The organism is Eubacterium sp. 1001713B170207_170306_E7 (genome assembly GCF_015547515.1).
Taxonomy (GTDB): domain Bacteria; phylum Bacillota; class Clostridia; order Eubacteriales; family Eubacteriaceae; genus Eubacterium.
Map to the genome: position 1 here is coordinate 77658 of NZ_JADMVE010000008.1, position 20184 is coordinate 97841.

A 20184-nucleotide genomic window follows, 5' to 3' on the forward strand; every position below is an offset into this window, starting at 1 on the left:
TGTTTTTCTCCTTTTTTAAATGAATCGCGGACAGTACCGCAATGTAATATCCACGTTGTTCCGGGATACGGTGATGGTGTTGGCTCCCGGCCGCAGCCTGGGGAACAGCCACAGTTCGGTGTCCCCATATTTGTTGCTGCCGTCTGCCAGGGTGACCAGGCCTTTTTCACCGTCAACAATGACTTTCTGGCCGCCCTTTTGAATCTTGGTAAAGCTGATGGGCTGGTCTGCATCTTTCTGCGGGTCATAGCCCAGGCCCGTAATGGTCAAGTCTGGTATGTCGGCCGCCGGGGTGATCTCCACGACACAGGGGGTCAGGGCGTTTCCGGAGACGTTGATAGTCTTGGTGGCTGCCCGGTTGAGGGTCTCGGTCTGCTGGTCTCCGTATTCGTAGCCGATGAATTGCAGTTCAAAAGTCGGCACCATTTTGGCGTACTCAACGGCGTAGGTTTTTTGAGGCGTCCCGCTTAGCGCGCACTTAAAGCGGTGCGGCTGTCCTGGAATCTCAATGTCCACACTTCCCAGAAGTTTGCTTGCCAGATTGCTGATGGCGTGATCGGCAGCCGCTTCAGTGCTGTGCCGCATAAACACCAGACTAACCGAAAGTGTCTTGAATGCTGTTTCAAAGCTGTCCATCCCAACGGGCAACAGGCTTCCGGGCGGCCACTCGCTTTTTTTTGTTATCTCGCAGGGCTGGATGACATAGTGCTTCAGCACTGCGCCAAAGGTTTTGATATCCACTCCGTTCAGTTTCATTATCTTACCCCTTTCATTATCAACGCCTGGCTATTGGAAACTAGTTTCACCAACCCGGCTTCATCCAGCTGTAGGTTGTACTTTTGCGCAAATTCGGGAAAATAAAGATTCAGCATGGCCAAAATGGCCTGCAAAGTCGCTGCCATTTCGGCGTTGCTTCTGTTAACCGCGTCCTGGACATAACCCTGCAAAACAGAGATGGGGGCGACCGCTTCTTTTCCTTTCTCGCCGCCGCCCAGCAGTTTATTTCCGTTGGCGCCAAAGATGGTCGGCTTTGTTAAAATCCCGCCTTTGGCAAACCAGTCCACACTAAAATGTGGGATAGATGGTGGATTCAGACTAAAGTTCCCCGATACATTGAAATGGGGGAGTTTAATGTGCGGAAAGGGCAAGTTACCACTTAAGATCCCGCGAATGGTGTCAAAGAAGCCTCTTACGCGATCTACAACGTTCTGCACCGGGCTGATCACCGCGTCCTTGATGGCGTTAAATTTATCTCGCACCACATTGTACGCGTTGACCAGCTTTTCCTGAATGCCGCCAGGCAGCATGTTCCAAATATTCATAAGGTTGTTTTTCATGCCTTCGGTATCGCCTTTCATAAAGGAGGTCAGCGCGCCCCAGAGGCTGCTGTTCACTTCCTTGGCCGTACTGGTGATATTTTGGACGCCCTGACACATTTCCGACCACTTGTTTTGAACACTTTCTTTGACGCCCTGTGCCCAAGAGCTGATGTTTTCTCCCCAGCCTTGAAAAGTACTCTGGACGCCGCTGACCAGTCCGCCAGCAGCATCAGAAATGCCTTGACACACGCCGCTCCACCATTCTCCGAGCTGCCCAAGCTTTTCACTGATCCAATCGGTGATAGCGCCCCAGTTTTGAATGATCAGGATGACCGCTGTAATAGCCGCAACGATCCCGGCGATTATTGCAATAATAGGAAGCAAAGGGGCCATCATTGCTGTAAAACTAAGACCCGTGGCTGCCATTGCCCCTTGAACCATCATAAACACTGGCATTAATGCCGAAAACGCCACGACAAGTAAGCCGAGAACAACAATGATTGTCTGAACTGGGCCTGGTAGCTGACTAAAGCCTTTTGAAATTGCCTGAAGAATCGGAATTAAAACATTCGCCAATGGCTGAAGCGCTTCTGCGATGGCGGCGCCAAATTCTGCCATCGCTGCGCGTGCATTTTTTAAAGCAAGATCTTGCCGGTCAATGGGATCAAGGGTATCTTCAAAGGTTTGTCCGACGACACCCGCGCTATTTGTCGCGGAATTTGCCAGTTCATCAAGGTTAAGTGTTCCCCTTTGGATAGCATCAACCATTCGTGTTGCCCCTTTAGTACCAAATACTTCGCTGGCAATTGTAAGAGCTTCTGTTTCATCTTTTGCCCCTAAGATGGCTGCTTGTGTTTCTGAAAGTCCCTGAGATAGAGATTTCCCATTTTTGGCATAATTCACACTTGCTTTTGATAAACTGGATAGGGCTGCATCACTGTCAACCCCGGCCTTTTCAAACTGGCCTAGGAGTTCAACGCCTTGTGAAAACTCTAATCCAAGAGCCTTGATCTGCGGTGCGCCCTTTACTGCGCTTTCAAAGAGACTATCAACGCTTTGACCCGTTCCCTGGGCAGTTGATGTCACAGAATCTAATACCATACTTAAATCGCTGCTTGAAAGCCCGTAAGCTTCAATCGCCTGTTTGGCCTGTATGGTCGAGTTGGTAACATCCGCTCCGTTAATCTCTGCAAATTTAAGCATATACGCTGATGCCTTTTCAAGTTCCGGGCCTGTGTATCCAAACTGGGTATTCAGTTCACCGACGGCCTCACCAATATTTTCAAATCCGTCAATGGGCAGATTTTTATAAAGATTTTGGTAAATACCTTCAAACTCTCCGATAGCATCACCTGTAGCACCCGTTTTTGTGATGATAATATCCATACCGCTGTCAACATCCCTGAAAGCATCTTGTGAGGCTTTACCAAAATCTTTTAACTTTTGGCCTGCCTCCGCGACAATTTCACCGGCCTGCATTAAGTTTCCAGCGTCAAGCTTTCCGCCAATTTTTTCAAGCTCATCAGCGGTTGTATTGGCCTGCACAGACATCTCTTTCAGATCATTTTTTACATTGTCAAGAGACTGCCCATCATCCACCTGGTCCAGTGCTGCTTTCATTTTGCTCAGATCCGCATCGGATCCCAGGGCAGCCTTACCGATCTTGTTGATGGCAGCGTCCAGCTGGTCCGCGCTGGCGGTTCCGTTTCGGATGGCGTTCACAGTTCGGGTACCCAGCACATCCGCAAAATCCTCTACGCTGGAATCCGTTGCCTTAAACAGGGTTTCCAGACGTTTTGTGTTGGTGGCCAGGCGCTCCTGTTCGGAGACCATACTGGTCACCTGGTTAATATAACCGTTTAGCGCGCCTTCGGTCGCCTCGATTTCCCGCTTAAATCCGCGGTACTGTTCCGCGCCGATTTCACCGCTTTTAAACTGGGCTTCAACCTGACTCTCAGCACTCTTAAGCTGGCTGAGCTTTTCCGTGGTAATGGCAATCTGATCGCTCAACAGCTTTTGTTTTTGGGCGATCAATTCTGTGTTCCCTGGGTCAAATTTCAGCAGCCGTTCAACATCTTTCAGCTCACTGCCGACCTTGGCAGCCCGATCGTTGACACTCTTCAGTGCCTTGTCAAGGCCTTTGGTCTCGCCGTTAAATTCAATGCTGATCCCTTTTATCCGGCTTCCTGCCATGGCTGTCCCTCCCTTCTAAAACCGGTCAAAATCGGCCTGTGTCGCTTTGCGCACTTTTTTCTTTTTCTCTTTTTCCGGCTTGTTGTTTTCAATGAATTCATAAACATAGTCCATGCACATGCCGATGGTCATGCCTTCCATGTCCTCGGCGTCAATGCCGACCTGCTTGCACAGGTATAAAAAAGACTCAGTGGTTAATGGTTCTTCACCAGCGCTGGCATCGTCGATTTTTTTTTAGATTCAATGCTGTGGCCGATGAGCTCCACCGCGTCGGTGAGGATGTCCATGAGCGGGAAGGTGTCAAAGCCTTCCAGCCAGGTTTCCGGATCCGACAGGCTTTTATCCGCTGTTTTGGCTAAGGTCCAGACAATGTTATAAAGCGGCTCAAAGTCCAGCCGGTCCAGGGATTCCCAGGACATGGCCCCAATGTCAAGTGTTTCGACGACTTTTATCCCCTCTGCGTCGGCGGCTTGCTCTGCCGACGGATCCTCGTTGCTGTTGATATCCGGTGTTTCCGGCATGTTTGCGCCAATAGATTTCACCAGTTTAAACAGTTCGGCAAAGTAGTCTTTCCCGAACTGCTTTTTGTATTTTATGGGCGTGGCGGCATTGGATTCCAGCAACACCTGTTTTCCGTCAATCTCTACAATCTTCTGCATGGCCTACTCCCTAGGATCCTGACGGCGGCGTAACCGCCTTTTCATAAACTTTTTCGTACCAGGCATCGTAAATATCGGCCGGCGTTCCCTGGGTGGTTTTGGTCTTCACATTCCGGTCAGACGGGCGGGCGCTGGCCACAAAGCTCAGCTCGCTGGTGCCAGGTTCGACGGAATCGGTGCTGGTGCTGGAAGAAACGGTTGGCCGGCTGGCTTTGCAGTTATAGAGCACGTGCCGGGTCGCTTTGATGTCATTATCGAACTCAAACAGCAGGGCAAAGCCTTTCGGCTTGGCACCCTGGACTTCGGTAACCACCTGGTCGGTTTCGTCGATCACTTCACCCAGGCACTCAGTCGCAAAAGCGGTGGGAATATTGGCTACTGTAAAGGTGCCATCATACCCCTGGTTATTCGGCGCGCTGAAATACAGCATGTCATCTGCGTAAAATTCAATCATATCGCCTCGGGGCTCCAGGGTCAGCTCAACGGATCCAGGAAGCCGGATCGGGGTACCATAGGTGAAGGCGCCGTCCTCGGCTTCGGTGATGGTGGCAAAATAGGCGTTTTTAAGCCCATAGTTGACTTTCTGTTCTTTGGGTGTGTTTGGCATAATCATTCACTCCTTTTCAAAATTTCAAATTCATAGCCGTGCAGATACATCTGCTCGGACTCCAGATAGCTTTCATAGGTGGTGTAGGCGATGTCGTTGTGATCCATGACCGTTTCCAGTTTTTCCTCAATGGCCGGATCTTTCCGGTCCGTGTAGAGTTCAACCGTCACGCCAATCACTTGCTGGTAAACGCGGTTGTCCGCATAGAAAGAATCGCTGCTGTCCTCGTAGTAAATCAGATAAGGCAGCGGCGGCACCTCGCCCACTTCCCAATGATGGTACGCCACGGGCATGCCCGTCGTTTTTAAAAGAACTTCTAATGCTTGTAATGTCATTTTTGAAACCTCTTAATAATGCCGTCTTCAAAAGTTCGGACGTATTTTTCTTCAATGGGCGCGATATGCACCTTTGGCGGCACGCGACCTCCGTCTCGTCTGGCGTGGCCTTTCTCAAGCAGGTGGGTAAGTTGATAGTTCGTCCGGTTGTGCACGTACCATCCAGCTCCCTCCTTTGTTTTGGTCCATCCCTTGTTGTAATCACCGGTTTTCTTAGGGCTGGATGCTTTGAGTTCCTTAACCGCTTGGGTGGCGTTATCTTCTTTCAGGTCCTCTAAGTCCTCTTCAATTTCAGAGGTATAGTCCTTTAAGGCCTTAACAAGCGCCGATGCAAAGTCTTCAGCGCGTACTTTTGTCATAGCGATGCCTCTCTTTCGTCCACCTTTGGCGGTATCTGCCGCTCGATGGTAGCGTCATAACTTAAAGGGGCCGTATCCTTACGCTGCAGCAGCACGATCCGGTATTGAATCCCGTCCATGATCAGGATGTCATCCTGGGACAGCTCCGGGTGCCTGGGCAGCCTGAGTACGCGGTCAATATTGATATCAGCGGCTTTCGCACCAAAGAAGCGGTTGAAGCCCACGGTTTTTTCACCGTACCGGAGCCCGTCAATCTTTATCCGGGTGATCCGGTTTTTTACCACAGCACAGACCGTCAGCACGCCGTCGTTAAACAGCGCTTCATTCTGCGGGCGTTTGCTGATCGGCATAGCGTTCCACCTTCCTGTCCATCTGCAGGGCCAGCAGCTCTGACAGATAGTTTTTAGCATATTCGTCCAGGGCGCCTGCCCGGACGTATCTTACATAATCAAAAAGCAGCTCACGGGGCTTTGCCTCTTCAGTAAAGTCCTGCTCGCTGCCGGCGATTCGATTGATATAGGCCATGCCCCGGGCGATGATCCCGGAAAGCTTTTTTTCGCTTTCCGGGTCCTCCCAGGTCATGTCCACATAATTCTTTACAGCTTCCAAAAGACCTTCAGGTAATGCCATCACATCACCTCATTAGGCGTTTTTCGTTACGGTAACCGTATAGGTTTTTGTCGCTTCACCATCTTTTACGGTGATGGTTACTGTATTCGATCCCTCGCTCCAAGTCGCTGCTGTATTGTTGGCAATTTCATCTTCCCCAACTTTAATGACGATTTCTGCAGACGCTTTGGCCGGTACCGCTGAAATAACATTTGTCGCATTGCTGGTGGTCGCTGTATAGGTGGTCGTTTCCGTTGAAAAATCAGGTGTCAGGGTCAGAGCCCCAATTTTTAAATCCGATAATTCTGCGTTATCTGCCACAGCCGCTGGTGTGATGTTTTCGACTTTATAAACCGCTGGCTGAAGCTCTGAAATATCCAGATATAAGAAAGAATTGTTGTCCTTTGGAAATCCATTCCCATATCCTTTGATTTTGTAAACACGCTGATCCTGCAGGAAGCGGACTTCGTCGGAATACTCCAGTTTTCCCTGCTCAGAAAGCCCTAATCCCATGAAATACCTCGGTGCCATCCCGTAAATCGCTTTTCCTTTTTTCATGAGTGGGCTCGGAATAATTTCAATCGCATAAGGTAAGGTGTTGGCATAGACCCCTGCATTGGTTAAAAACTGGGTCGCAGGTAATACTTTCGCATAATAATCACCCGGATTTACGATCATAATCAGGCCACTTACCATGCGATCCATACCTTTTTCATTGGTCGCTAAAATCGCGGTTAGTGCGCCCAGCTGAACATTATCCATACGGGTTAGTTTAACGAGTTCCTTATCCGGATATACACCACCCTTGACGGTGACCGTTTCACCAACCTGCTTGATCATCCCGATCGGTTGATTTTTGCCAGTGCCGTTGATAATGCCGTTTTCTAAACCAAAAGCAAACGCCTCCATCATAACCATACGGATATACCGATCTAAAAATTCAGGGCCTAAATCCAGCATGGCCAAAGAAATCGGCAGATAGGCCGAAAGCTTATTCTGGGTCATATCGGTTTCTTTGAAACCGCTTGAGAGTTCTTTTGTGATCTCATCGGTCAGCTCGCCCCAGATCGCCATCTGCAGGCCATTCGTATTGGTCAGCCACTTGGTCAGTGCGGTTGCCGCTACAAAATCAATCTTAGAAAGTAAAGGATGATTGGCCTGGAGCTCTTCAAAGACGGCGTTCACAATGGTCTCAGGCATCACAACATCCAGATTGGCGATCGCCTGGCGCGGATCCTTATCATGCATCGCCACGGCCACCTTCTGATAGTAATTTCTTTCATCGCTGGTCAGCATCCGGATGCCACGCTGTGCCAATACCGCGCGGTCTGTTTCGCCAATCAGCTCTTTCGCGTCTGCCAGCACCGATTGCTCAATATTCCCTGCCAGATCATTAAACGCCTGAACAAAGCCTTCCTGATCATTATCAGCTGCTGCCTTTTGTAAGTTCTGTAAAATCGCAATTTTATCTTGTTTCAATGCATCTAAATTTGTCATTTTTATTCCTCCTCAACTAAATGTGAAAATAACTGCAGGAGTGTGGACTCCTTTTGTTCCGGTTCCTGTTTTTCATGCTTGGGTTCTGTCAGGCTGCGAAGCTGTTTGGCCATCGACTGCTGAATCATCAACCGCTGCTCAAGCTGCAGGTTTACTTTCTGCAGCATCTCTTCCATTTTTGTGATATCGGCATCCTGATCCGCGTATGTATCGGCAAAGCCGTATTCAATACACTCTTCAGCGGTCAGCCATTTCTCTTCATCGAGCATGGCGACCAGCTGCTCCTCTGTCAGCCGATCTCCAACTTTCTGTAAATAGGCCTGCCGGTTGCCGCGATTAATGGTATCAAGATCATCGGCTGCTTTGCGAAGCTCTGCGGCATTTCCGCAGACATAGGACCACGCATTGTGAATCATCATCATGGCGTTTTTAGGCATGATCACCCGATCCCCGGCCATCGCAATGACAGATGCAACGGAACAGGCAAACCCGTCCACGTAAACCACTTTCTCTGCCGGATGTCTCTTTAACTGGTTGTAAATTGCGGTGCCTTCAAAAACACTTCCGCCATAGCTGTTAATGTAAATATGGATGGCTTTCGCGTTTGGGTACGCGGCCAGTGTTTCTCTGAAATAGTTGGCGGACGTTTCCGATTCAATCACCTGTCCGGTCCACCAGTCACGGTCATCGCCCTCGACATCGCCATAGATATAAAGTTCAAGCACATCCCTGTCTTTTGCAGACTGCTCAAGCTTCCACATCTGTTTTGTTTTCGGCATTCTCTTCACCTCCTAATGCCTTTAAAATATCCTGAATGGTACTGTAATTCTTCGTAATAAAATGCTGATCGGCCCAGGGTTCCGGTATAATCGGCTGCCCGGTCAGCTTGCGAATATCATTAATGCTCTCTGCGCCGGAGCTGATCAGTTTGTCAATGCTGCCGCCGGCATCCAGAAGATCAATATGTTTGACGGCTTTTGTATCAATTTCAAGGCGGTTTCCGGCGATAACACCCTTTCGGTATACTTTCCGGTTGATTTCCTCCTGAAGCATCACCACCAGCGGATCAATGCAAAAGGTTAAAAGCTCATCAACGGCTTTCCCTGTATCCTGAACATCTCCTCTGGCCAGTGCCGGCGGGATTCCCAAAGCCCTGGCTGTCATATTGACAACAATGTCAATCATTTCGATCATGGCTTTATAGTCATCTTTATTGCCCGCTTTACCAGTCAGATCGTCATAGGTGTAGCCTTTAAACAACGGAAGCATACCATTGCTGCTTTTCGCAAAATTTTTAAACTGGGGCAAAACAATGTTTTCAAAATTATCCTGGAAGTCTGGGGCGCCACTTGCCAAAGCGTCAATCACCATAATCCCTTTAACACCGCCTGCGGTTTCATAGGAAGCCTTTGCATGGCTGATCATACTCTTTAACAGTTCAAAAATACCATTCGATAAACGCCGCATATCTTTAGAGTTCAGTTCAAAGTACAGCACCTCTGATGCTTTAAAGGTCCTCAAAAACGTAAAATCTTTTACCTGGACCTGCGAAAAAACATTGTCATAAAGTGCATACTCGGTCATTAAATAACTATCTGCGACTAAAAGCTGTTTATCCTGAGTTTCAATGACCAGGGCTGCATTGTCCTCATATAGCTTTGTGATCCATTTCTGTACAAAAGCACTGGCGCTTTGATTTTTATTCGGCTCAATGTTCCATCGGTACCATTCATCCCCTTTCATTTCCTGGCCAGCCGCAAAGGTCTTAAACTCACATTTGCTGACCGCGTTGGCCACACGGTTGACACCGCTGTAAAAGGCCAAATCCCGGACATATAACTCTCCGCCCATGCGCACAAAGGCTTCATCCTCAAAAAAATTAATATGGTGGACAACATTGTTTTGTGTTGTCTGGTTGATGGCAAGCTCTTTCGCTTTGCCCATTGTCCGCCGGCTTCCAAATCCATAACCCATAAACACCTCCTAAAATGTATAAGCTTTCATCTTTTGCAGCATTCCCAGATCAGCCTGTTGGCCTCCCAGCTCTTCCTCCAGAACCATACAGTTCACAAACGCCATAAATGTGTCGGTCTTTCTGTAATGCGGGTCCTGTTTGTCGTACCGGACATTCCCACCATCAATGACCTTTTTAACGTTATTGGTCATCCAGGCCATGATTGGTGTCTTTCCCCAGGCAATCTTCTGGTTGATGAAAGCAGAATTGATGAGCGGTGCCGCCTGCATAATATCCGACGGCCTGACAATACGGATATTCTTGATTTCAAAAGCATCGTACCCGATGGCTTTAAAAGCTTTATTCAGATAGCCGTACCGGAATTTATCAATCCCGATTTTTTTCAGTCTTAAATTGTAACGCCGGATCTGTTCCGCGAACCAGCTCGCCACAGTTTCTGCCGGGATCTCAACATCGTCGATAAAGGTCAGATCGCCTTTTCCTTCCCATTCTGCCAATGGTGCCACAATCCCCCGAAGATCTCTGCTCTGTCGGCAGACAAAAGTGTGATGCAGCACCACATAACCTTCCCCCTGTTTGAACAAGAGACAGACGCCCGTGAAGTCATTGGTCATGGAATAGTCCACGCCGCCAACACATTCCCGGCCAGTGAAGGAAAAATCATAATCTTTCGTGGCCGCCTGAATATCTTCCCAGGTTGCCACCTCTACTTCCTGATTCCCCACGGGGTAGTTGCACCGTTTGGCCATAAACGTCTGATAATAGTCTGGCGTGTAGGGCATTTCCCGTATTTCTTTTAAAATGGTCGTTCGCAGGGATTTAAAATCGTTGAGACTTGGAATTGCCTTGACCAGTTTGTCAATTTGATTCCATTCACTTTCCGCTTCAATGCGGCACCAAAAGACCAGGGTACGATTGTCCAGATTGTACTCGGACAGGATTTTTTTGTTCTGTTCCTTTTCCCGGTCCAGTACACCGCCACGCACATGCCCATCGGTGGTGATCGTAATCTCTCGGGCGTGTGGCACCTTTCCCAAACCAGACTTTAAGGTTCCGATATTGGTATCATCCAGATATTCGTGCTTTTCATCATAAATAACACAGCCGGTGCGTTTTGAATCCTTCCCGCGTTTGGATGAGGTATTGAAGCGCAGCACCGACTTTGTCTCAATGCCTTTGATGATTTCTTTTGTATGGTAGTAATTTGCTTTTAATGCTTTGCGGTATTCCGGCTCAACCGGATCATCAATAATTTCATAGACATCGTTAAAGCTCGTTTTTGCCTGGTTCTCGCTATTGGCAAGCAGATCCACGTTATATCCTGTGATTCCATGGTAAGGTGATAAAAAATAAAAACAAAGAAAGGAAATGAACCCATTTTTACCGGATCCACGGCCAATAATAATCCGTATATCACTGAAAAAAATATCGCCATCGGTCGTTAAGACGCCAACAATTAACGCAAAAAGAAAAATTTCCCATTCAATCAGCTTGTATGGGAAATACTTTTGGAGCGATAAACCCTCCTCAATTCTTTCGTTGTTAATGATGACATCGTCACGATCCAGGACAGGGATCACAATATTTTGAATCATCTGTTCCTGTTCTTTACAATGCTCTACTTCATTTTTCAGTATTCTATTGATATAAGGGTCGATATACGGGCTATAGCGCAACTTTACCACCGCCCTTATCTTCCGGTGGCTTTAAACCTAAAAAGGTTAAGATATTGCGCATTTCTGAAGAAATCCTCCTTTTCTCGGCGGTCGCATCGGTGACAGCCCGAAGCCCAGAATTATCATCGGATTTTACTTCCATTATGGCTTTATTTATGAACTTTAAATCCTCATAAAAATCCATGTACTGGTCCACGTAATCTTTATAAACGCGTTCTTCCAAACCGCGCTCTTTTAGCATATTTTCAATACTTTCGCGGGTTCGCTCTTTTAACGTTTCTTCACTTGGCGGCCTCGCCATTTACCTCACCTCCCTGCGGTCCCCGGATTTTTATACTCTCCCTGCTTGCATACCCACCCACCGGTCTCCCGTTTGCTTTATCATAGTGAATTTTTTTTGAGGGGGGGCCATTACCATCGTTCTGCGGTTACCGGCTTCTTTTTCTTTCGATAATTATGCTCTTTTTCGTGGCAATCATGGCACAGGCTCACAAGGTTACGCCGCCGCTTTCCTTCGCAGTCTTCATACCAAAGTGACAAGGCCAGCTCTGGATGCTGCTTGACGTGGTTCACATGATGCACGGTGGTTGCCTTGGTATATTTGCCTTTGGCTTTGCAGTGCTGGCACTCGAACTTGTCCAGCTTCAACGCGTCCAGGCGTACCTTCTCCCACGGTGTCCAGGTGTAAAAGGCATGCATATCTCTGTTGGCGATGCAGTCTCTTACAAAGTCAATCTGATGTTTGGTCATCTGGCAAATCGCTGTTCATGAACTAACCGCGCCTGGTATCTATCCGTCATCAACTGCTTCAGCGTGTCCTCCTGTTCCTTTGATGTGCCAAGCATAAGAACGCTGAGCGTGAAGGTATTCACGATGATATCATCATCCTGACGGTACTCCATCTCATCATAGATTTCAAAATCAATAGCATCTTCACCATAATCCAAGCTCTGGATCATTCGCTCAATATCACGCCGGTACTGATCTGCGAATCCTCCGGTCACTTTGAAATAATATTTCAGTTCAGTCCGATTTAGTGCCTGGTTCATTGGCTCCCTCTCTTTCAATGTATAAATCCAAGGTTTCCTCACCGCAAAAGTTTATGGCATGCCTTATATCGGTTGTGTGTTTACAGTGTTCTGCGTTGATACCGCATTGCTTACAGGCCTTGCGGTCACATAAATAAAGAATCTCCATTATCTTTCCTCCAATGAAAAAGACCTCAGCGCCAGAGCTTACCGAGGTCATAGTCCACGAATTAAAAATGATTTTTGACATACGCCAGACAATCCTCCCGGCTGGAGGTGGACGTCTGGGTAATTCGCCTTGTGCTGACTTCAAAGTCCTGGAATCCAAATATCTTAAGGACTTCGATCACATCACGCTCGATCATATTGAAAAAGATAAAATCCACCTGCATTTCCTTAACCATTTGCAGCATCTGCAAGGTTGCACTTAAGCCAAAGAAATACCGGTTATCATAGGCTTTCTGTGTGCTGTTCATGTAGGGTGGATCCAGTATGATCATCGTGGTGTCATCGAAGTCTTTAAAATACTGCTTTAAAAATGCTTTGTAGTCCATGGATACGCGTTCCATCTGCTGTACCGTTTGTAAGTATTCCCGCTGCTTATCCGTGGTAATATCATTGTGAAAATAGGTGAAGTCCAAAAGCTTCAGGCTCCCGGTCTGTTTTCCTGAAAAAACGAAATTATTCGCCAATAGCCGCCAATACTTTTCGTCGATACCTTCGATCATTTCTTGAAGGTATGCCCGCTGGGTAGCATTAAGACGCTTATTACTCTTTATAAAACCTGCTTCAAGGCACTTCTGAATCAAGGTGTCCTTAATGTCCAGATAGGCCGGATATAAATCAAACAGCCGGTCATAATCGTTTATGACCGCACGCTCGACAAGGCCCTCTCTGAATAGGTTGACGCTGAGGACGGCACTGCCCCCAAAGGCTTCATAGACTTTTTTATATCCGTTATCCTGTATGATCTGTTTGACTTCTTTGTACCGGTTCCGCTTGCTGCCTGAAAATGGAATACTGATCATTTGCTCTCCTCCTTGCAATAAAAAAAGCACCAGAAATCTGGTGCTAAAAAGATAAAAACTTTCTGCATATCCGCTTGACTAGCACAATATATTGTGCTATAATATAAGTATCTTAAGAGAAAGGAGTGAGACACATTAATCAAAGGGACTGGATTGATATTATCTTGAGTATCTGGACGAACATCATCGCCACGATTGCCCTGATAATATCCATCAAAAAAACCGCTAAACGCAAGCAGAACCGTCCAAGGAAACGCAAACGAAAGCGGTAAAGACAAGGGGAAAAGGGTGAAAGCCCTTAGTACCCTACCTTTCCTTTAGTATAATGTAAAACCATGAAAAAATCAACTTTAATCAGTCTTGTTTTGACAGCTGGTTTTTTAACCACCGGCAATCTTTTTAGTGGATTTGCTAAAACAGCATTTACCTTTGCAGCCTTCATTTCAGCGGTATCTGCTCTGATTTCAGCCGTACAAAAAGACAAAAAGGAGTAAAGACCATGAACCTGAAAGCCATACGGTTAAGCCAAGGTCTTTCCGTCCCCAAACTCGTTGAGCGTTCCGGTGTTTCCCGCCGGACCATCCAGGAAATCGAAAAGCGTGGCGATTGTCTCGTATCCAATGCCATTAAACTGGCCGACGCCCTGGAAGTGACTCTCGATGAACTTTGTAGGACAAAAGACGAAAAAGCCGGGGAATAATCCTCGGCTTTTTTGCATACTTCCTATTTGTCTACCCTAATGATACTACAGACCATTGTTTCATGTCAATGGCATGTTTGTCGCATCACTTCTTGTTAATCCCGTCAATTCCGAAAAAAAGGGCTGATAAAATCTCTGTACCGGAGTTGATTGCCCGATATATGGTTGAACGATCCACATTAAATCGTTCTGCAATTTCCTCGATTGTCAGCCGTTCATCACTGACGTAGAAATGCCAGATAATCCAGTAATTTCTTTGATCTTCTTTTCGGTCACTCTGTTCAGAAATGACTTTGTAAATATCCATCATCTTTTCAATATGCTGCATGATCAGCTGGGTCCGCGCAGCACTTTTTCCAATACTCTCAACAAAGACTTTATCGCTATATCCTGGATCTTCCATCATTACCATAAAATCAATGATGCTTTCATCCTCTACCTGCTCATCGGTATATACAGCGCCCTCACAATGCTCCTTCAGCAAGCGGTAGTTTTTTAATAGCAGCTTGGTATTTCTTAACCTTCTGTCTTTTCGGCCTCTTCTGGCCTTTTGCTTCTCTTTTTCCACGGTTGCCAGGGCCACTCTTGCCCCTTCTGCTGCTGCCAGCTTCACCAGCTCCTTAACGTCAATATCCTTAGCCATTTCAGCCTCCTTTTCTTCTGCTTATCCTTTTACCGTCTCATAAATGCCTTTTTTATGATTATGAATCACCGGCACCGGCATCCCGCATTCAATGCAGGGTATATCAAACATTTCTTCGGTCATGTTCGTCCAATAGGTAAACCGGCGGCCGCATTCGCAGTTAAGGTATAGACGTTTTAAAGGCTCCTCGAAGGGCGTTACAATGCCGCATTCCTCACAGATAAATGAACGTGATTCCTTTTTCGCGTTAAATCCTCTAATTTCCCCACATTTTGGGCAACGGATATACATAAAGCCTTTATAACCTTTTTCAAAGCATTCCTGTTCCCAGGTGTTTTTCGTTTCATTGACCACCTCTTGGTGGCGTATCGCCTCGTGGATCGGCGCGCTTATCCGCTGATCGATCACAATTTCCGGCAACTTCTGCTCAACCGCCGCTGTATCAGCGGTACAATGGTCCCTGCAAAGTACAATATCGGACACGATTTCTGCGACCGGTGTTCCTTCCTCAAGCCCCAAAAGCTTCAGGGCAAAAACGTTGAAGAGCTGCTCGGCCTTTTGGCTTTCCAAGTCAACGGTCAGATTTTTCTTTTCCATAATCAATTTAATCTTCATGTTACTTCTCTCCTTGTATCACGCCGTCCTCATCGACCGCCAGATCCCGGTAATCCACCTGCCCATCGATCCGATTCTCGGTGATGGCTGGCCGCTCCTCACCATTTTCCAGCAGCTCCACTTGAATCGCGCCGCCCTGGATCTGGGCCAGATCGGATTTTATGGAATAGCTGATGGTGACAAAGTCCCGGTCACTTGAGGGTTCGTAAACCAGCTCGATCTTTACTTTCCGTTTATCGACGGCGTTTGTGCGCCGATCTTTGATGTTTTTCCTTACTTTTTCATCCTCGATATCAAAGATATGCTGCAGGCCTTTTTCGGCCTTTTCTAATCCGATTTCGCTTAAATACATGCTTTGGCTCCTTTCATAGTTCATACTGACATTCGGTGCATTTATACACGCGGTCATGCCCTCTGACATACCGTTTCTTAAGCAGCTTTTTGTACCGGGTACAAAAGAAGCGGTCTTTTTTGGCTTCCTCTACCGGGAAGATTCTGAAATGCTTAAACCGGCAGCCAGGTGGGCAGGTCTTATCTTCAAAGTCCGGCTTCATGGATGCCCTCCAGAAATTTCAGGGTATTGTCAAAGCGGATCCGGAAGGGCTCCAGCTCCTCTAAGGTCATATACATCCGGCCATAGCGCTTTTTCATGTTCCGCCATATTCGCCAGGGCACCCGGTAGTAATCCATGCGGTTCATGCACAGCAGCACAAAGGTTACCGCGCCTAGATCGGCATGGTCGTTCAGGGCTTCTTTCTGTTCCTGGGTAACGGCTGTCTGGTTGGCCCGATCCCCTTCCTTGCTTTTGGCTTCAAAACAGACCGCCCGGCCGCCGGACAGGGTGCCTTTAAAGTCGGGCTGCGCTTTTTTCTCAAAGATCGCGGTAAACTGGCCTTTCTGCCCTCGACCGATGACGCGCATGGGTTCGGGTGTTTTATCGATATAGGCAGTGCGTTCTACGCGGTATGCCCGGCAGGCGGCCGCGATGATGGCTTCAAATGCCTGGCCTTTTTTCTTACTGGTGTAGCCCTGGAGCTGCCGACGCGGGTCTTTTCCGATTGCCCCACTCATAAGAGCACCGTATAACCGAACTGCTTGTTGATCCGGTTTTTTACGCTTGTCAGGCTGAAGTGCCAGTTTTGTTCGGGTGGTACGAAGAGCTTTAATTTCGCTGGTTTCCCTCTCTGCTTATCCAGGACAATGATTTTAATGGCTGGCACCCCGGCGATCTCATCTGGCCAGACGGCGGTTTCCACGTATGGATAATAATTCTTCAGGTACTCGTGAACGTATTTGACATAATCGTTGGTTGTTTTGTTTGCTTCCATTCTTTTCTCCTTTACTCTGCCCTTTTATAAAGGTTCTCCTGCTCGATGATGGGCAGGATTCCCCGCTGCTTTAAAACCTCATACAGAAACCGGCGGCCTTTCTGGGTCCACTTGGTATGCATCCGGCTGCCGATGGTTCCGTCCTGGTGGTAATAACTGGCGGTGGCGCTGGCCGCGTATCCTTTATTCTGATATTTGTAGGTCAGGACCCATTGGTTGCCGTTGTAGGTCTGGATCCCCAGGTCTTTTAACAGCAGGTTCATGGTCTTGGCGCCCATGCCGTAGTCCTTCGCGATCTGTGTCATGTTGACCAGGTCTTTGCTGGCCAGGATGGTATCCGTATAATCGGCCTTTGGGGCCAGCTCTTTTATCTGTGCTTCCTGGTGCTGTATGGTCTGGTCTTTGGCTTCCAGCAGCTTCTGGGCTTCCAGTACGGCCATGGCCAGAAGGTTTTCTCCGGTCGGCAGCTCCTGCCGCTGTTCTTTTGCTCTGAAATAATGATTGACCAGGCTGCGCTGAACTTCCCAGGCCAAAGCATCGGTGAAACTTTTAACTAACATCAGATATCCGTATTCTGTTACCAGGATCAGTCCATTCGGTGCCATGGTATTAAAGTGTTTTCTGGCTTCGTCCGTATTTAGGACGAAGTAGTCCAGGCCCTCTGTGAAGTGTTCGCGGTGAAAATTGAACCGCTTTCTGGCGGTTCCCGGCGGCCGCTTATGGACCCGGTCAATATCGGCCAGGGTGACCACACGGGTGCCCTGGTATTCCTTGACCTGGATCTGTTCATCGTTGATGGTCATGGTAAGGTGATTCATGTTTCTTCCTCCTCTTCTGCGGATTTCTTTTGCATTGCTTCTTTCAGGCAGAAGCCGTCCACGTCAACGAGACAATAAGGATTGATGGCACAGTCATTACATTCCATAAAGGTCCCTTTATTGGACTTTTCTGTCGCGCCGGCATCTGAAAAGTCCAGGGCCCAGTTTGTGTCCTTGCCTCTGGTGGACTTTGTCTCGAGATCGATTTTTCCCTCGGCACCCTCATAAGTGACGGTGACCACTGCGGTTTTAAAACCATCTGGGACGGTTATTACAAGTGCTTTCATTACCACATCTCCTATACTGCCACCGAATGCAGCGATTTCTTTCCTGTCTGCATGGCTTTGATGGCCTTTGGCACTTTGATTTTCTGCCACATATCAATAAAATACTGTTCCTGCCTGCTTGGCTTCCTGTTTCCGGCGCCAGTGCATTGCACGATCTCTCCGTTATTGTTCAGTTCCAGGGTCAAATAAGGTTTATTCGGCTCCTCTACTCTGCGGATAAAGAAAATATTAGTAATCCCTGCCGCATGTTTGGAGTAATACAAGCTTACGCAGTTGCCATTTGCCGGTCCTTCTTTTTTAAATTCCTCGCTGTCTTTTGGCGCACGAATGACCATGTTGAAACGCTCAAAGCGGAAAAGCGTATCTAACTTTTCAGCCCGTGCAATAATTATTTTTTCTTTTTCCGCTTCCTCTATTTTTTTCATTGCTTCCAATCGCTCATTTTTAATATTAACCAGCCGGTCATGAGCGTCGTCCAGATCTTTTGGTTTCCATATCCGTTCATTGGTAATGTCATATCCCTCATTTTGGGCCATTGTTAAATAATCCCTATAGACTAAACCCAGAAGGTCTCCGGCATTGTATCCTCGCTGAATCCATTTTTCTTTCTGGCATTCTCTGTAAAGATAGTTGACCAGTTTCCTGATCCTGATGCCCTCTGGAAGATCTGTCATCCGGCTAATTCGAATCCCTTCCCGCCTATAGAACAGAACGTCCTGTTCGGTTATTTTTACCTGTTTTTTTCGCAATGTTCTCAAACCTTCAACGTCCTGGATTCCAAAATTATTTTTTCTGATCATGTCCAGATCCTGCCGGTCGATATCAAACATCGCGCAGAGGTCTTTTCCTCTATCGTGGTACTTTTTGCTCTCCCAATAGCCAAAATCTGCCATGTCTTTGGCCATTTCCCAGAGACTGCCCTTTGTAAGGTACTCAATTTCCGGAAAGCTTTGATAAGCTTTGAGATATCCCGCAACATCTGCTTTTTTAAAATGTGCACAAAATTCCTTGACCGCTGAATACTGGAATGGTGTTCCCTGCAGCACTGCATCCACATTGTCTGGAAAAAGCTCGAACTGCATGTTCCTCTGCCCCATTCCCTCGGATTCATACCAGTCTGTTCGCCCTGTTCGCCAATAAGCGGCCTCTGTGGGAAACTCATACTTTTTCACTTTTCTTTTCTCGGTGTCAAAGATGAACCGCATTAACTCATCGTAATAATTTTCAGGTCTTCTCTGCTTTGGTTCTGGCGTATTTGAAAAAGCGTGTTCGACCTTAAAGTAACGGACGGCAATGTCTTTTTCTCCATGTCTTTGGATAACCGCGATGTTTTTTTGCTGTATGGCGCTTCTGGCCCGACCATTTTGTTTATAGGTTACGGCATGGCCGCAGAGGGGACAGCTGCCCAGTTCGTTATGAACAGCCTTTTCTAATTGGACGGTTTGACGACAGGCAGTGCAATAGCCTTTAATTTTTCTGCCTTTCCGCTTGAAAAAGATGATCTGTCCAAAAGCATGATTATTGATCCATGCCTCTAATTCTTTTGGCCGATCCCCGATCATTTCCATTTGATTTTTAACGCGCTGTTCTTTGGCCTCTTTTCGCTGAAGATAGCGGTCATTGGCAATCCTTTCCATGTACCAGCTTAAAATATGTGTTGCCTTCCAGCAATTCTGCTTTATGGCATTCGGGGTATCTTCACTAAAAAACTGATTTATTTTCTGTTTGTCGGATTCAGAAAAGTAAGTTTTATCATAAAAGTTATATCCCAAATCCTCGGCATCGCCTTGAAATTGCAGATTTTCAAGTGTTGCCTGTGACCACCGGTATCCCTCTTCTTTACAACTGGTCATGACCTGATGAATAAAATCCATTTTCTCCATGTCTAAGAAAGTGCGGATTTTCCGGGTTCCTTCTCCTGAAAAGATGGTCATGATCAAGAGACTTCCCTCAACTTCGATGATTCCCTGGTTTTCGTCTTCGACCCTATATCCCGGGAATGCCGGCCAGGGCCTGGCTTCAAACTGTTTTATTCTCATTGCTGGCCTTCCTTTAAAAAGTCCAGCATGCTGTACTGGATATATCCCGGCGTTTCTTCTTTGACTGATGGCCTTTTTTTGGGTTTGTTCACAGATTGTTTCTTTGTTTCAGCCTTTTTCCGTTTGCTTGCCTGGCTTCCATCATGCTGGGTAATCATAGCACTGTCACCGATCCGGATGATCATCTTAAAATCAACATCGGATCCCGGAAGATAATATTCCGCAGCGCGCTTGTAAGCTTCCAGATCGCTGATCCCGTTCCCCGTACCTTTGACGATGTTTTCGAGACATTTATCCAGAGTTTTGTCCGGCATCATGACCGCCTCTGCGAATTGTTCACTGCTGCAGAAATACTTTAGTGTCTTGACAACGCTTGCCTTGATGACCTGTGCTTTCCGATCAGTTATATTTTTGTTTTTGCTTTCTTCTTTAATTTTTTCGATGGCTTGTTCAATGATTTCTGTCATTT

The 20184-nt window shown here is 47.2% G+C and carries 28 protein-coding genes; 3 read left to right on the forward strand and 25 right to left on the reverse strand.

The window, feature by feature from the left end:
- Window positions 1-15: 15 nt before the first annotated feature.
- The 16 genes from I2B62_RS17475 to I2B62_RS17550 form a co-directional block, all read right to left on the reverse strand.
- Window positions 16-756 carry a phage tail family protein gene (locus I2B62_RS17475; RefSeq protein ID WP_195270322.1) on the reverse strand — a complete coding sequence of 247 codons (741 nt, stop codon included), beginning with the start codon at window positions 754-756 and terminating at the stop codon, window positions 16-18.
- Window positions 756-3512 (reverse strand): phage tail tape measure protein, encoded by a 2757-nt coding sequence (locus I2B62_RS17480; RefSeq protein WP_195270323.1) that lies wholly within the window; start codon window positions 3510-3512, stop codon window positions 756-758. The genes I2B62_RS17475 and I2B62_RS17480 overlap by 1 nt, the downstream gene beginning before the upstream one ends.
- A gap of 194 nt (window positions 3513-3706) precedes the next feature.
- Window positions 3707-4171, reverse strand: coding sequence for a hypothetical protein (locus I2B62_RS17485; RefSeq protein WP_195270324.1), 465 nt, complete (start codon window positions 4169-4171; stop codon window positions 3707-3709).
- 10 nt (window positions 4172-4181) lie between these two features.
- Window positions 4182-4778: a major tail protein gene (locus I2B62_RS17490; RefSeq protein WP_195270325.1), complete on the reverse strand. Its 597-nt coding sequence runs from the start codon at window positions 4776-4778 to the stop codon at window positions 4182-4184.
- 2 nt (window positions 4779-4780) lie between these two features.
- Window positions 4781-5113, reverse strand: coding sequence for a hypothetical protein (locus I2B62_RS17495; protein WP_195270326.1), 333 nt, complete (start codon window positions 5111-5113; stop codon window positions 4781-4783).
- Window positions 5110-5472: an HK97 gp10 family phage protein gene (locus I2B62_RS17500; RefSeq protein WP_096920278.1), complete on the reverse strand. Its 363-nt coding sequence runs from the start codon at window positions 5470-5472 to the stop codon at window positions 5110-5112. Before I2B62_RS17500 ends, I2B62_RS17495 begins: the two co-directional genes overlap by 4 nt.
- Complete coding sequence (locus tag I2B62_RS17505) at window positions 5469-5822, reverse strand: hypothetical protein (RefSeq protein ID WP_195270327.1); 354 nt, start codon at window positions 5820-5822, stop codon at window positions 5469-5471. The genes I2B62_RS17500 and I2B62_RS17505 overlap by 4 nt, the downstream gene beginning before the upstream one ends.
- Window positions 5794-6102, reverse strand: coding sequence for a hypothetical protein (locus I2B62_RS17510; protein ID WP_195270328.1), 309 nt, complete (start codon window positions 6100-6102; stop codon window positions 5794-5796). The genes I2B62_RS17505 and I2B62_RS17510 overlap by 29 nt, the downstream gene beginning before the upstream one ends.
- Window positions 6103-6114: 12 nt before the next feature.
- Window positions 6115-7578, reverse strand: a complete 1464-nt coding sequence (locus I2B62_RS17515; RefSeq protein ID WP_195270329.1) for a phage major capsid protein — start codon at window positions 7576-7578, stop codon at window positions 6115-6117.
- Window positions 7579-7580: 2 nt separating this feature from the next.
- Window positions 7581-8357 (reverse strand): head maturation protease, ClpP-related, encoded by a 777-nt coding sequence (locus I2B62_RS17520; RefSeq protein WP_195270330.1) that lies wholly within the window; start codon window positions 8355-8357, stop codon window positions 7581-7583.
- The gene (locus tag I2B62_RS17525; RefSeq protein WP_195270331.1) at window positions 8326-9552 is read right to left on the reverse strand and encodes a phage portal protein; all 1227 of its coding nucleotides are present in this window, start codon (window positions 9550-9552) and stop codon (window positions 8326-8328) included. Before I2B62_RS17525 ends, I2B62_RS17520 begins: the two co-directional genes overlap by 32 nt.
- A 9-nt stretch (window positions 9553-9561) precedes the next feature.
- Window positions 9562-11229: a terminase TerL endonuclease subunit gene (locus I2B62_RS17530; RefSeq protein WP_195270332.1), complete on the reverse strand. Its 1668-nt coding sequence runs from the start codon at window positions 11227-11229 to the stop codon at window positions 9562-9564.
- On the reverse strand, window positions 11219-11530 hold the full coding sequence (locus tag I2B62_RS17535) for a hypothetical protein (protein ID WP_195270333.1): 312 nt from the start codon (window positions 11528-11530) through the stop codon (window positions 11219-11221). Before I2B62_RS17535 ends, I2B62_RS17530 begins: the two co-directional genes overlap by 11 nt.
- A 110-nt stretch (window positions 11531-11640) precedes the next feature.
- Window positions 11641-11979, reverse strand: a complete 339-nt coding sequence (locus I2B62_RS17540) for an HNH endonuclease (RefSeq protein WP_195270334.1) — start codon at window positions 11977-11979, stop codon at window positions 11641-11643.
- Window positions 11976-12278: a hypothetical protein gene (locus tag I2B62_RS17545; protein ID WP_195270335.1), complete on the reverse strand. Its 303-nt coding sequence runs from the start codon at window positions 12276-12278 to the stop codon at window positions 11976-11978. The genes I2B62_RS17540 and I2B62_RS17545 overlap by 4 nt, the downstream gene beginning before the upstream one ends.
- Window positions 12279-12487: 209 nt before the next feature.
- Window positions 12488-13285 carry a DNA adenine methylase gene (locus I2B62_RS17550; protein WP_195270336.1) on the reverse strand — a complete coding sequence of 266 codons (798 nt, stop codon included), beginning with the start codon at window positions 13283-13285 and terminating at the stop codon, window positions 12488-12490.
- A 125-nt stretch (window positions 13286-13410) separates the two neighbouring features.
- On the opposite strand from I2B62_RS17550, the gene I2B62_RS17555 reads away from it, so the two are divergent.
- The 3 genes from I2B62_RS17555 to I2B62_RS17565 all read left to right on the forward strand — a co-directional run bounded on the left by I2B62_RS17555 (window position 13411) and on the right by I2B62_RS17565 (window position 13985).
- The gene (locus I2B62_RS17555) at window positions 13411-13557 is read left to right on the forward strand and encodes a hypothetical protein (RefSeq protein WP_167495203.1); all 147 of its coding nucleotides are present in this window, start codon (window positions 13411-13413) and stop codon (window positions 13555-13557) included.
- Between the two features lie 63 nt (window positions 13558-13620).
- Window positions 13621-13779 (forward strand): hypothetical protein, encoded by a 159-nt coding sequence (locus I2B62_RS17560; RefSeq protein WP_167495204.1) that lies wholly within the window; start codon window positions 13621-13623, stop codon window positions 13777-13779.
- Window positions 13780-13784: 5 nt separating this feature from the next.
- Complete coding sequence (locus tag I2B62_RS17565) at window positions 13785-13985, forward strand: helix-turn-helix transcriptional regulator (RefSeq protein WP_096920289.1); 201 nt, start codon at window positions 13785-13787, stop codon at window positions 13983-13985.
- Window positions 13986-14070: 85 nt separating this feature from the next.
- On the opposite strand, the gene I2B62_RS17570 is transcribed toward I2B62_RS17565, so the two are convergent.
- The 9 genes from I2B62_RS17570 to I2B62_RS17610 form a co-directional block, all read right to left on the reverse strand.
- Window positions 14071-14628 (reverse strand): helix-turn-helix domain-containing protein, encoded by a 558-nt coding sequence (locus tag I2B62_RS17570; RefSeq protein ID WP_195270337.1) that lies wholly within the window; start codon window positions 14626-14628, stop codon window positions 14071-14073.
- 21 nt (window positions 14629-14649) lie between these two features.
- Window positions 14650-15243, reverse strand: a complete 594-nt coding sequence (locus I2B62_RS17575; RefSeq protein WP_195270338.1) for a hypothetical protein — start codon at window positions 15241-15243, stop codon at window positions 14650-14652.
- 1 nt (window position 15244) lies between these two features.
- A complete protein-coding gene (locus I2B62_RS17580; RefSeq protein WP_195270339.1) occupies window positions 15245-15595 on the reverse strand; it encodes a hypothetical protein in 351 nt (116 codons plus the stop codon).
- A gap of 185 nt (window positions 15596-15780) precedes the next feature.
- Complete coding sequence (locus I2B62_RS17585; protein WP_195270340.1) at window positions 15781-16314, reverse strand: Holliday junction resolvase RecU; 534 nt, start codon at window positions 16312-16314, stop codon at window positions 15781-15783.
- Window positions 16311-16571: a hypothetical protein gene (locus I2B62_RS17590; protein ID WP_195270341.1), complete on the reverse strand. Its 261-nt coding sequence runs from the start codon at window positions 16569-16571 to the stop codon at window positions 16311-16313. Before I2B62_RS17590 ends, I2B62_RS17585 begins: the two co-directional genes overlap by 4 nt.
- A gap of 11 nt (window positions 16572-16582) precedes the next feature.
- A complete protein-coding gene (locus I2B62_RS17595; protein WP_195270342.1) occupies window positions 16583-17389 on the reverse strand; it encodes a phage antirepressor KilAC domain-containing protein in 807 nt (268 codons plus the stop codon).
- The gene (locus I2B62_RS17600; protein ID WP_195270343.1) at window positions 17386-17676 is read right to left on the reverse strand and encodes a hypothetical protein; all 291 of its coding nucleotides are present in this window, start codon (window positions 17674-17676) and stop codon (window positions 17386-17388) included. Before I2B62_RS17600 ends, I2B62_RS17595 begins: the two co-directional genes overlap by 4 nt.
- Window positions 17677-17687: 11 nt before the next feature.
- On the reverse strand, window positions 17688-19715 hold the full coding sequence (locus tag I2B62_RS17605; protein ID WP_195270344.1) for a PcfJ domain-containing protein: 2028 nt from the start codon (window positions 19713-19715) through the stop codon (window positions 17688-17690).
- Entirely contained in the window at window positions 19712-20182 is a 471-nt protein-coding gene (locus I2B62_RS17610; protein ID WP_195270345.1) for a Cas9 inhibitor AcrIIA9 family protein, read from the reverse strand. The genes I2B62_RS17605 and I2B62_RS17610 overlap by 4 nt, the downstream gene beginning before the upstream one ends.
- Window positions 20183-20184 lie beyond the last annotated feature (2 nt).

Coding starts and splice junctions, on each gene's coding strand:
- I2B62_RS17590 (WP_195270341.1), bottom strand. CDS start 16,571: ATGGAAGCAAACAAAACAACCAACGATTATGTCAAATACGTTCACGAG.
- I2B62_RS17540 (WP_195270334.1), bottom strand. CDS start 11,979: ATGACCAAACATCAGATTGACTTTGTAAGAGACTGCATCGCCAACAGA.
- I2B62_RS17600 (WP_195270343.1), bottom strand. CDS start 17,676: ATGAAAGCACTTGTAATAACCGTCCCAGATGGTTTTAAAACCGCAGTG.
- I2B62_RS17595 (WP_195270342.1), bottom strand. CDS start 17,389: ATGAATCACCTTACCATGACCATCAACGATGAACAGATCCAGGTCAAG.
- I2B62_RS17535 (WP_195270333.1), bottom strand. CDS start 11,530: ATGGCGAGGCCGCCAAGTGAAGAAACGTTAAAAGAGCGAACCCGCGAA.
- I2B62_RS17580 (WP_195270339.1), bottom strand. CDS start 15,595: ATGTATTTAAGCGAAATCGGATTAGAAAAGGCCGAAAAAGGCCTGCAG.
- I2B62_RS17545 (WP_195270335.1), bottom strand. CDS start 12,278: ATGAACCAGGCACTAAATCGGACTGAACTGAAATATTATTTCAAAGTG.
- I2B62_RS17585 (WP_195270340.1), bottom strand. CDS start 16,314: ATGAGTGGGGCAATCGGAAAAGACCCGCGTCGGCAGCTCCAGGGCTAC.
- I2B62_RS17485 (WP_195270324.1), bottom strand. CDS start 4,171: ATGCAGAAGATTGTAGAGATTGACGGAAAACAGGTGTTGCTGGAATCC.
- I2B62_RS17575 (WP_195270338.1), bottom strand. CDS start 15,243: ATGAAGATTAAATTGATTATGGAAAAGAAAAATCTGACCGTTGACTTG.
- I2B62_RS17560 (WP_167495204.1), top strand. CDS start 13,621: ATGAAAAAATCAACTTTAATCAGTCTTGTTTTGACAGCTGGTTTTTTA.
- I2B62_RS17505 (WP_195270327.1), bottom strand. CDS start 5,822: ATGCCGATCAGCAAACGCCCGCAGAATGAAGCGCTGTTTAACGACGGC.
- I2B62_RS17565 (WP_096920289.1), top strand. CDS start 13,785: ATGAACCTGAAAGCCATACGGTTAAGCCAAGGTCTTTCCGTCCCCAAA.
- I2B62_RS17525 (WP_195270331.1), bottom strand. CDS start 9,552: ATGGGTTATGGATTTGGAAGCCGGCGGACAATGGGCAAAGCGAAAGAG.
- I2B62_RS17570 (WP_195270337.1), bottom strand. CDS start 14,628: ATGGCTAAGGATATTGACGTTAAGGAGCTGGTGAAGCTGGCAGCAGCA.
- I2B62_RS17550 (WP_195270336.1), bottom strand. CDS start 13,285: ATGATCAGTATTCCATTTTCAGGCAGCAAGCGGAACCGGTACAAAGAA.
- I2B62_RS17510 (WP_195270328.1), bottom strand. CDS start 6,102: ATGGCATTACCTGAAGGTCTTTTGGAAGCTGTAAAGAATTATGTGGAC.
- I2B62_RS17520 (WP_195270330.1), bottom strand. CDS start 8,357: ATGCCGAAAACAAAACAGATGTGGAAGCTTGAGCAGTCTGCAAAAGAC.
- I2B62_RS17610 (WP_195270345.1), bottom strand. CDS start 20,182: ATGACAGAAATCATTGAACAAGCCATCGAAAAAATTAAAGAAGAAAGC.
- I2B62_RS17500 (WP_096920278.1), bottom strand. CDS start 5,472: ATGACAAAAGTACGCGCTGAAGACTTTGCATCGGCGCTTGTTAAGGCC.
- I2B62_RS17515 (WP_195270329.1), bottom strand. CDS start 7,578: ATGACAAATTTAGATGCATTGAAACAAGATAAAATTGCGATTTTACAG.
- I2B62_RS17495 (WP_195270326.1), bottom strand. CDS start 5,113: ATGACATTACAAGCATTAGAAGTTCTTTTAAAAACGACGGGCATGCCC.
- I2B62_RS17480 (WP_195270323.1), bottom strand. CDS start 3,512: ATGGCAGGAAGCCGGATAAAAGGGATCAGCATTGAATTTAACGGCGAG.
- I2B62_RS17475 (WP_195270322.1), bottom strand. CDS start 756: ATGAAACTGAACGGAGTGGATATCAAAACCTTTGGCGCAGTGCTGAAG.
- I2B62_RS17605 (WP_195270344.1), bottom strand. CDS start 19,715: ATGAGAATAAAACAGTTTGAAGCCAGGCCCTGGCCGGCATTCCCGGGA.
- I2B62_RS17490 (WP_195270325.1), bottom strand. CDS start 4,778: ATGCCAAACACACCCAAAGAACAGAAAGTCAACTATGGGCTTAAAAAC.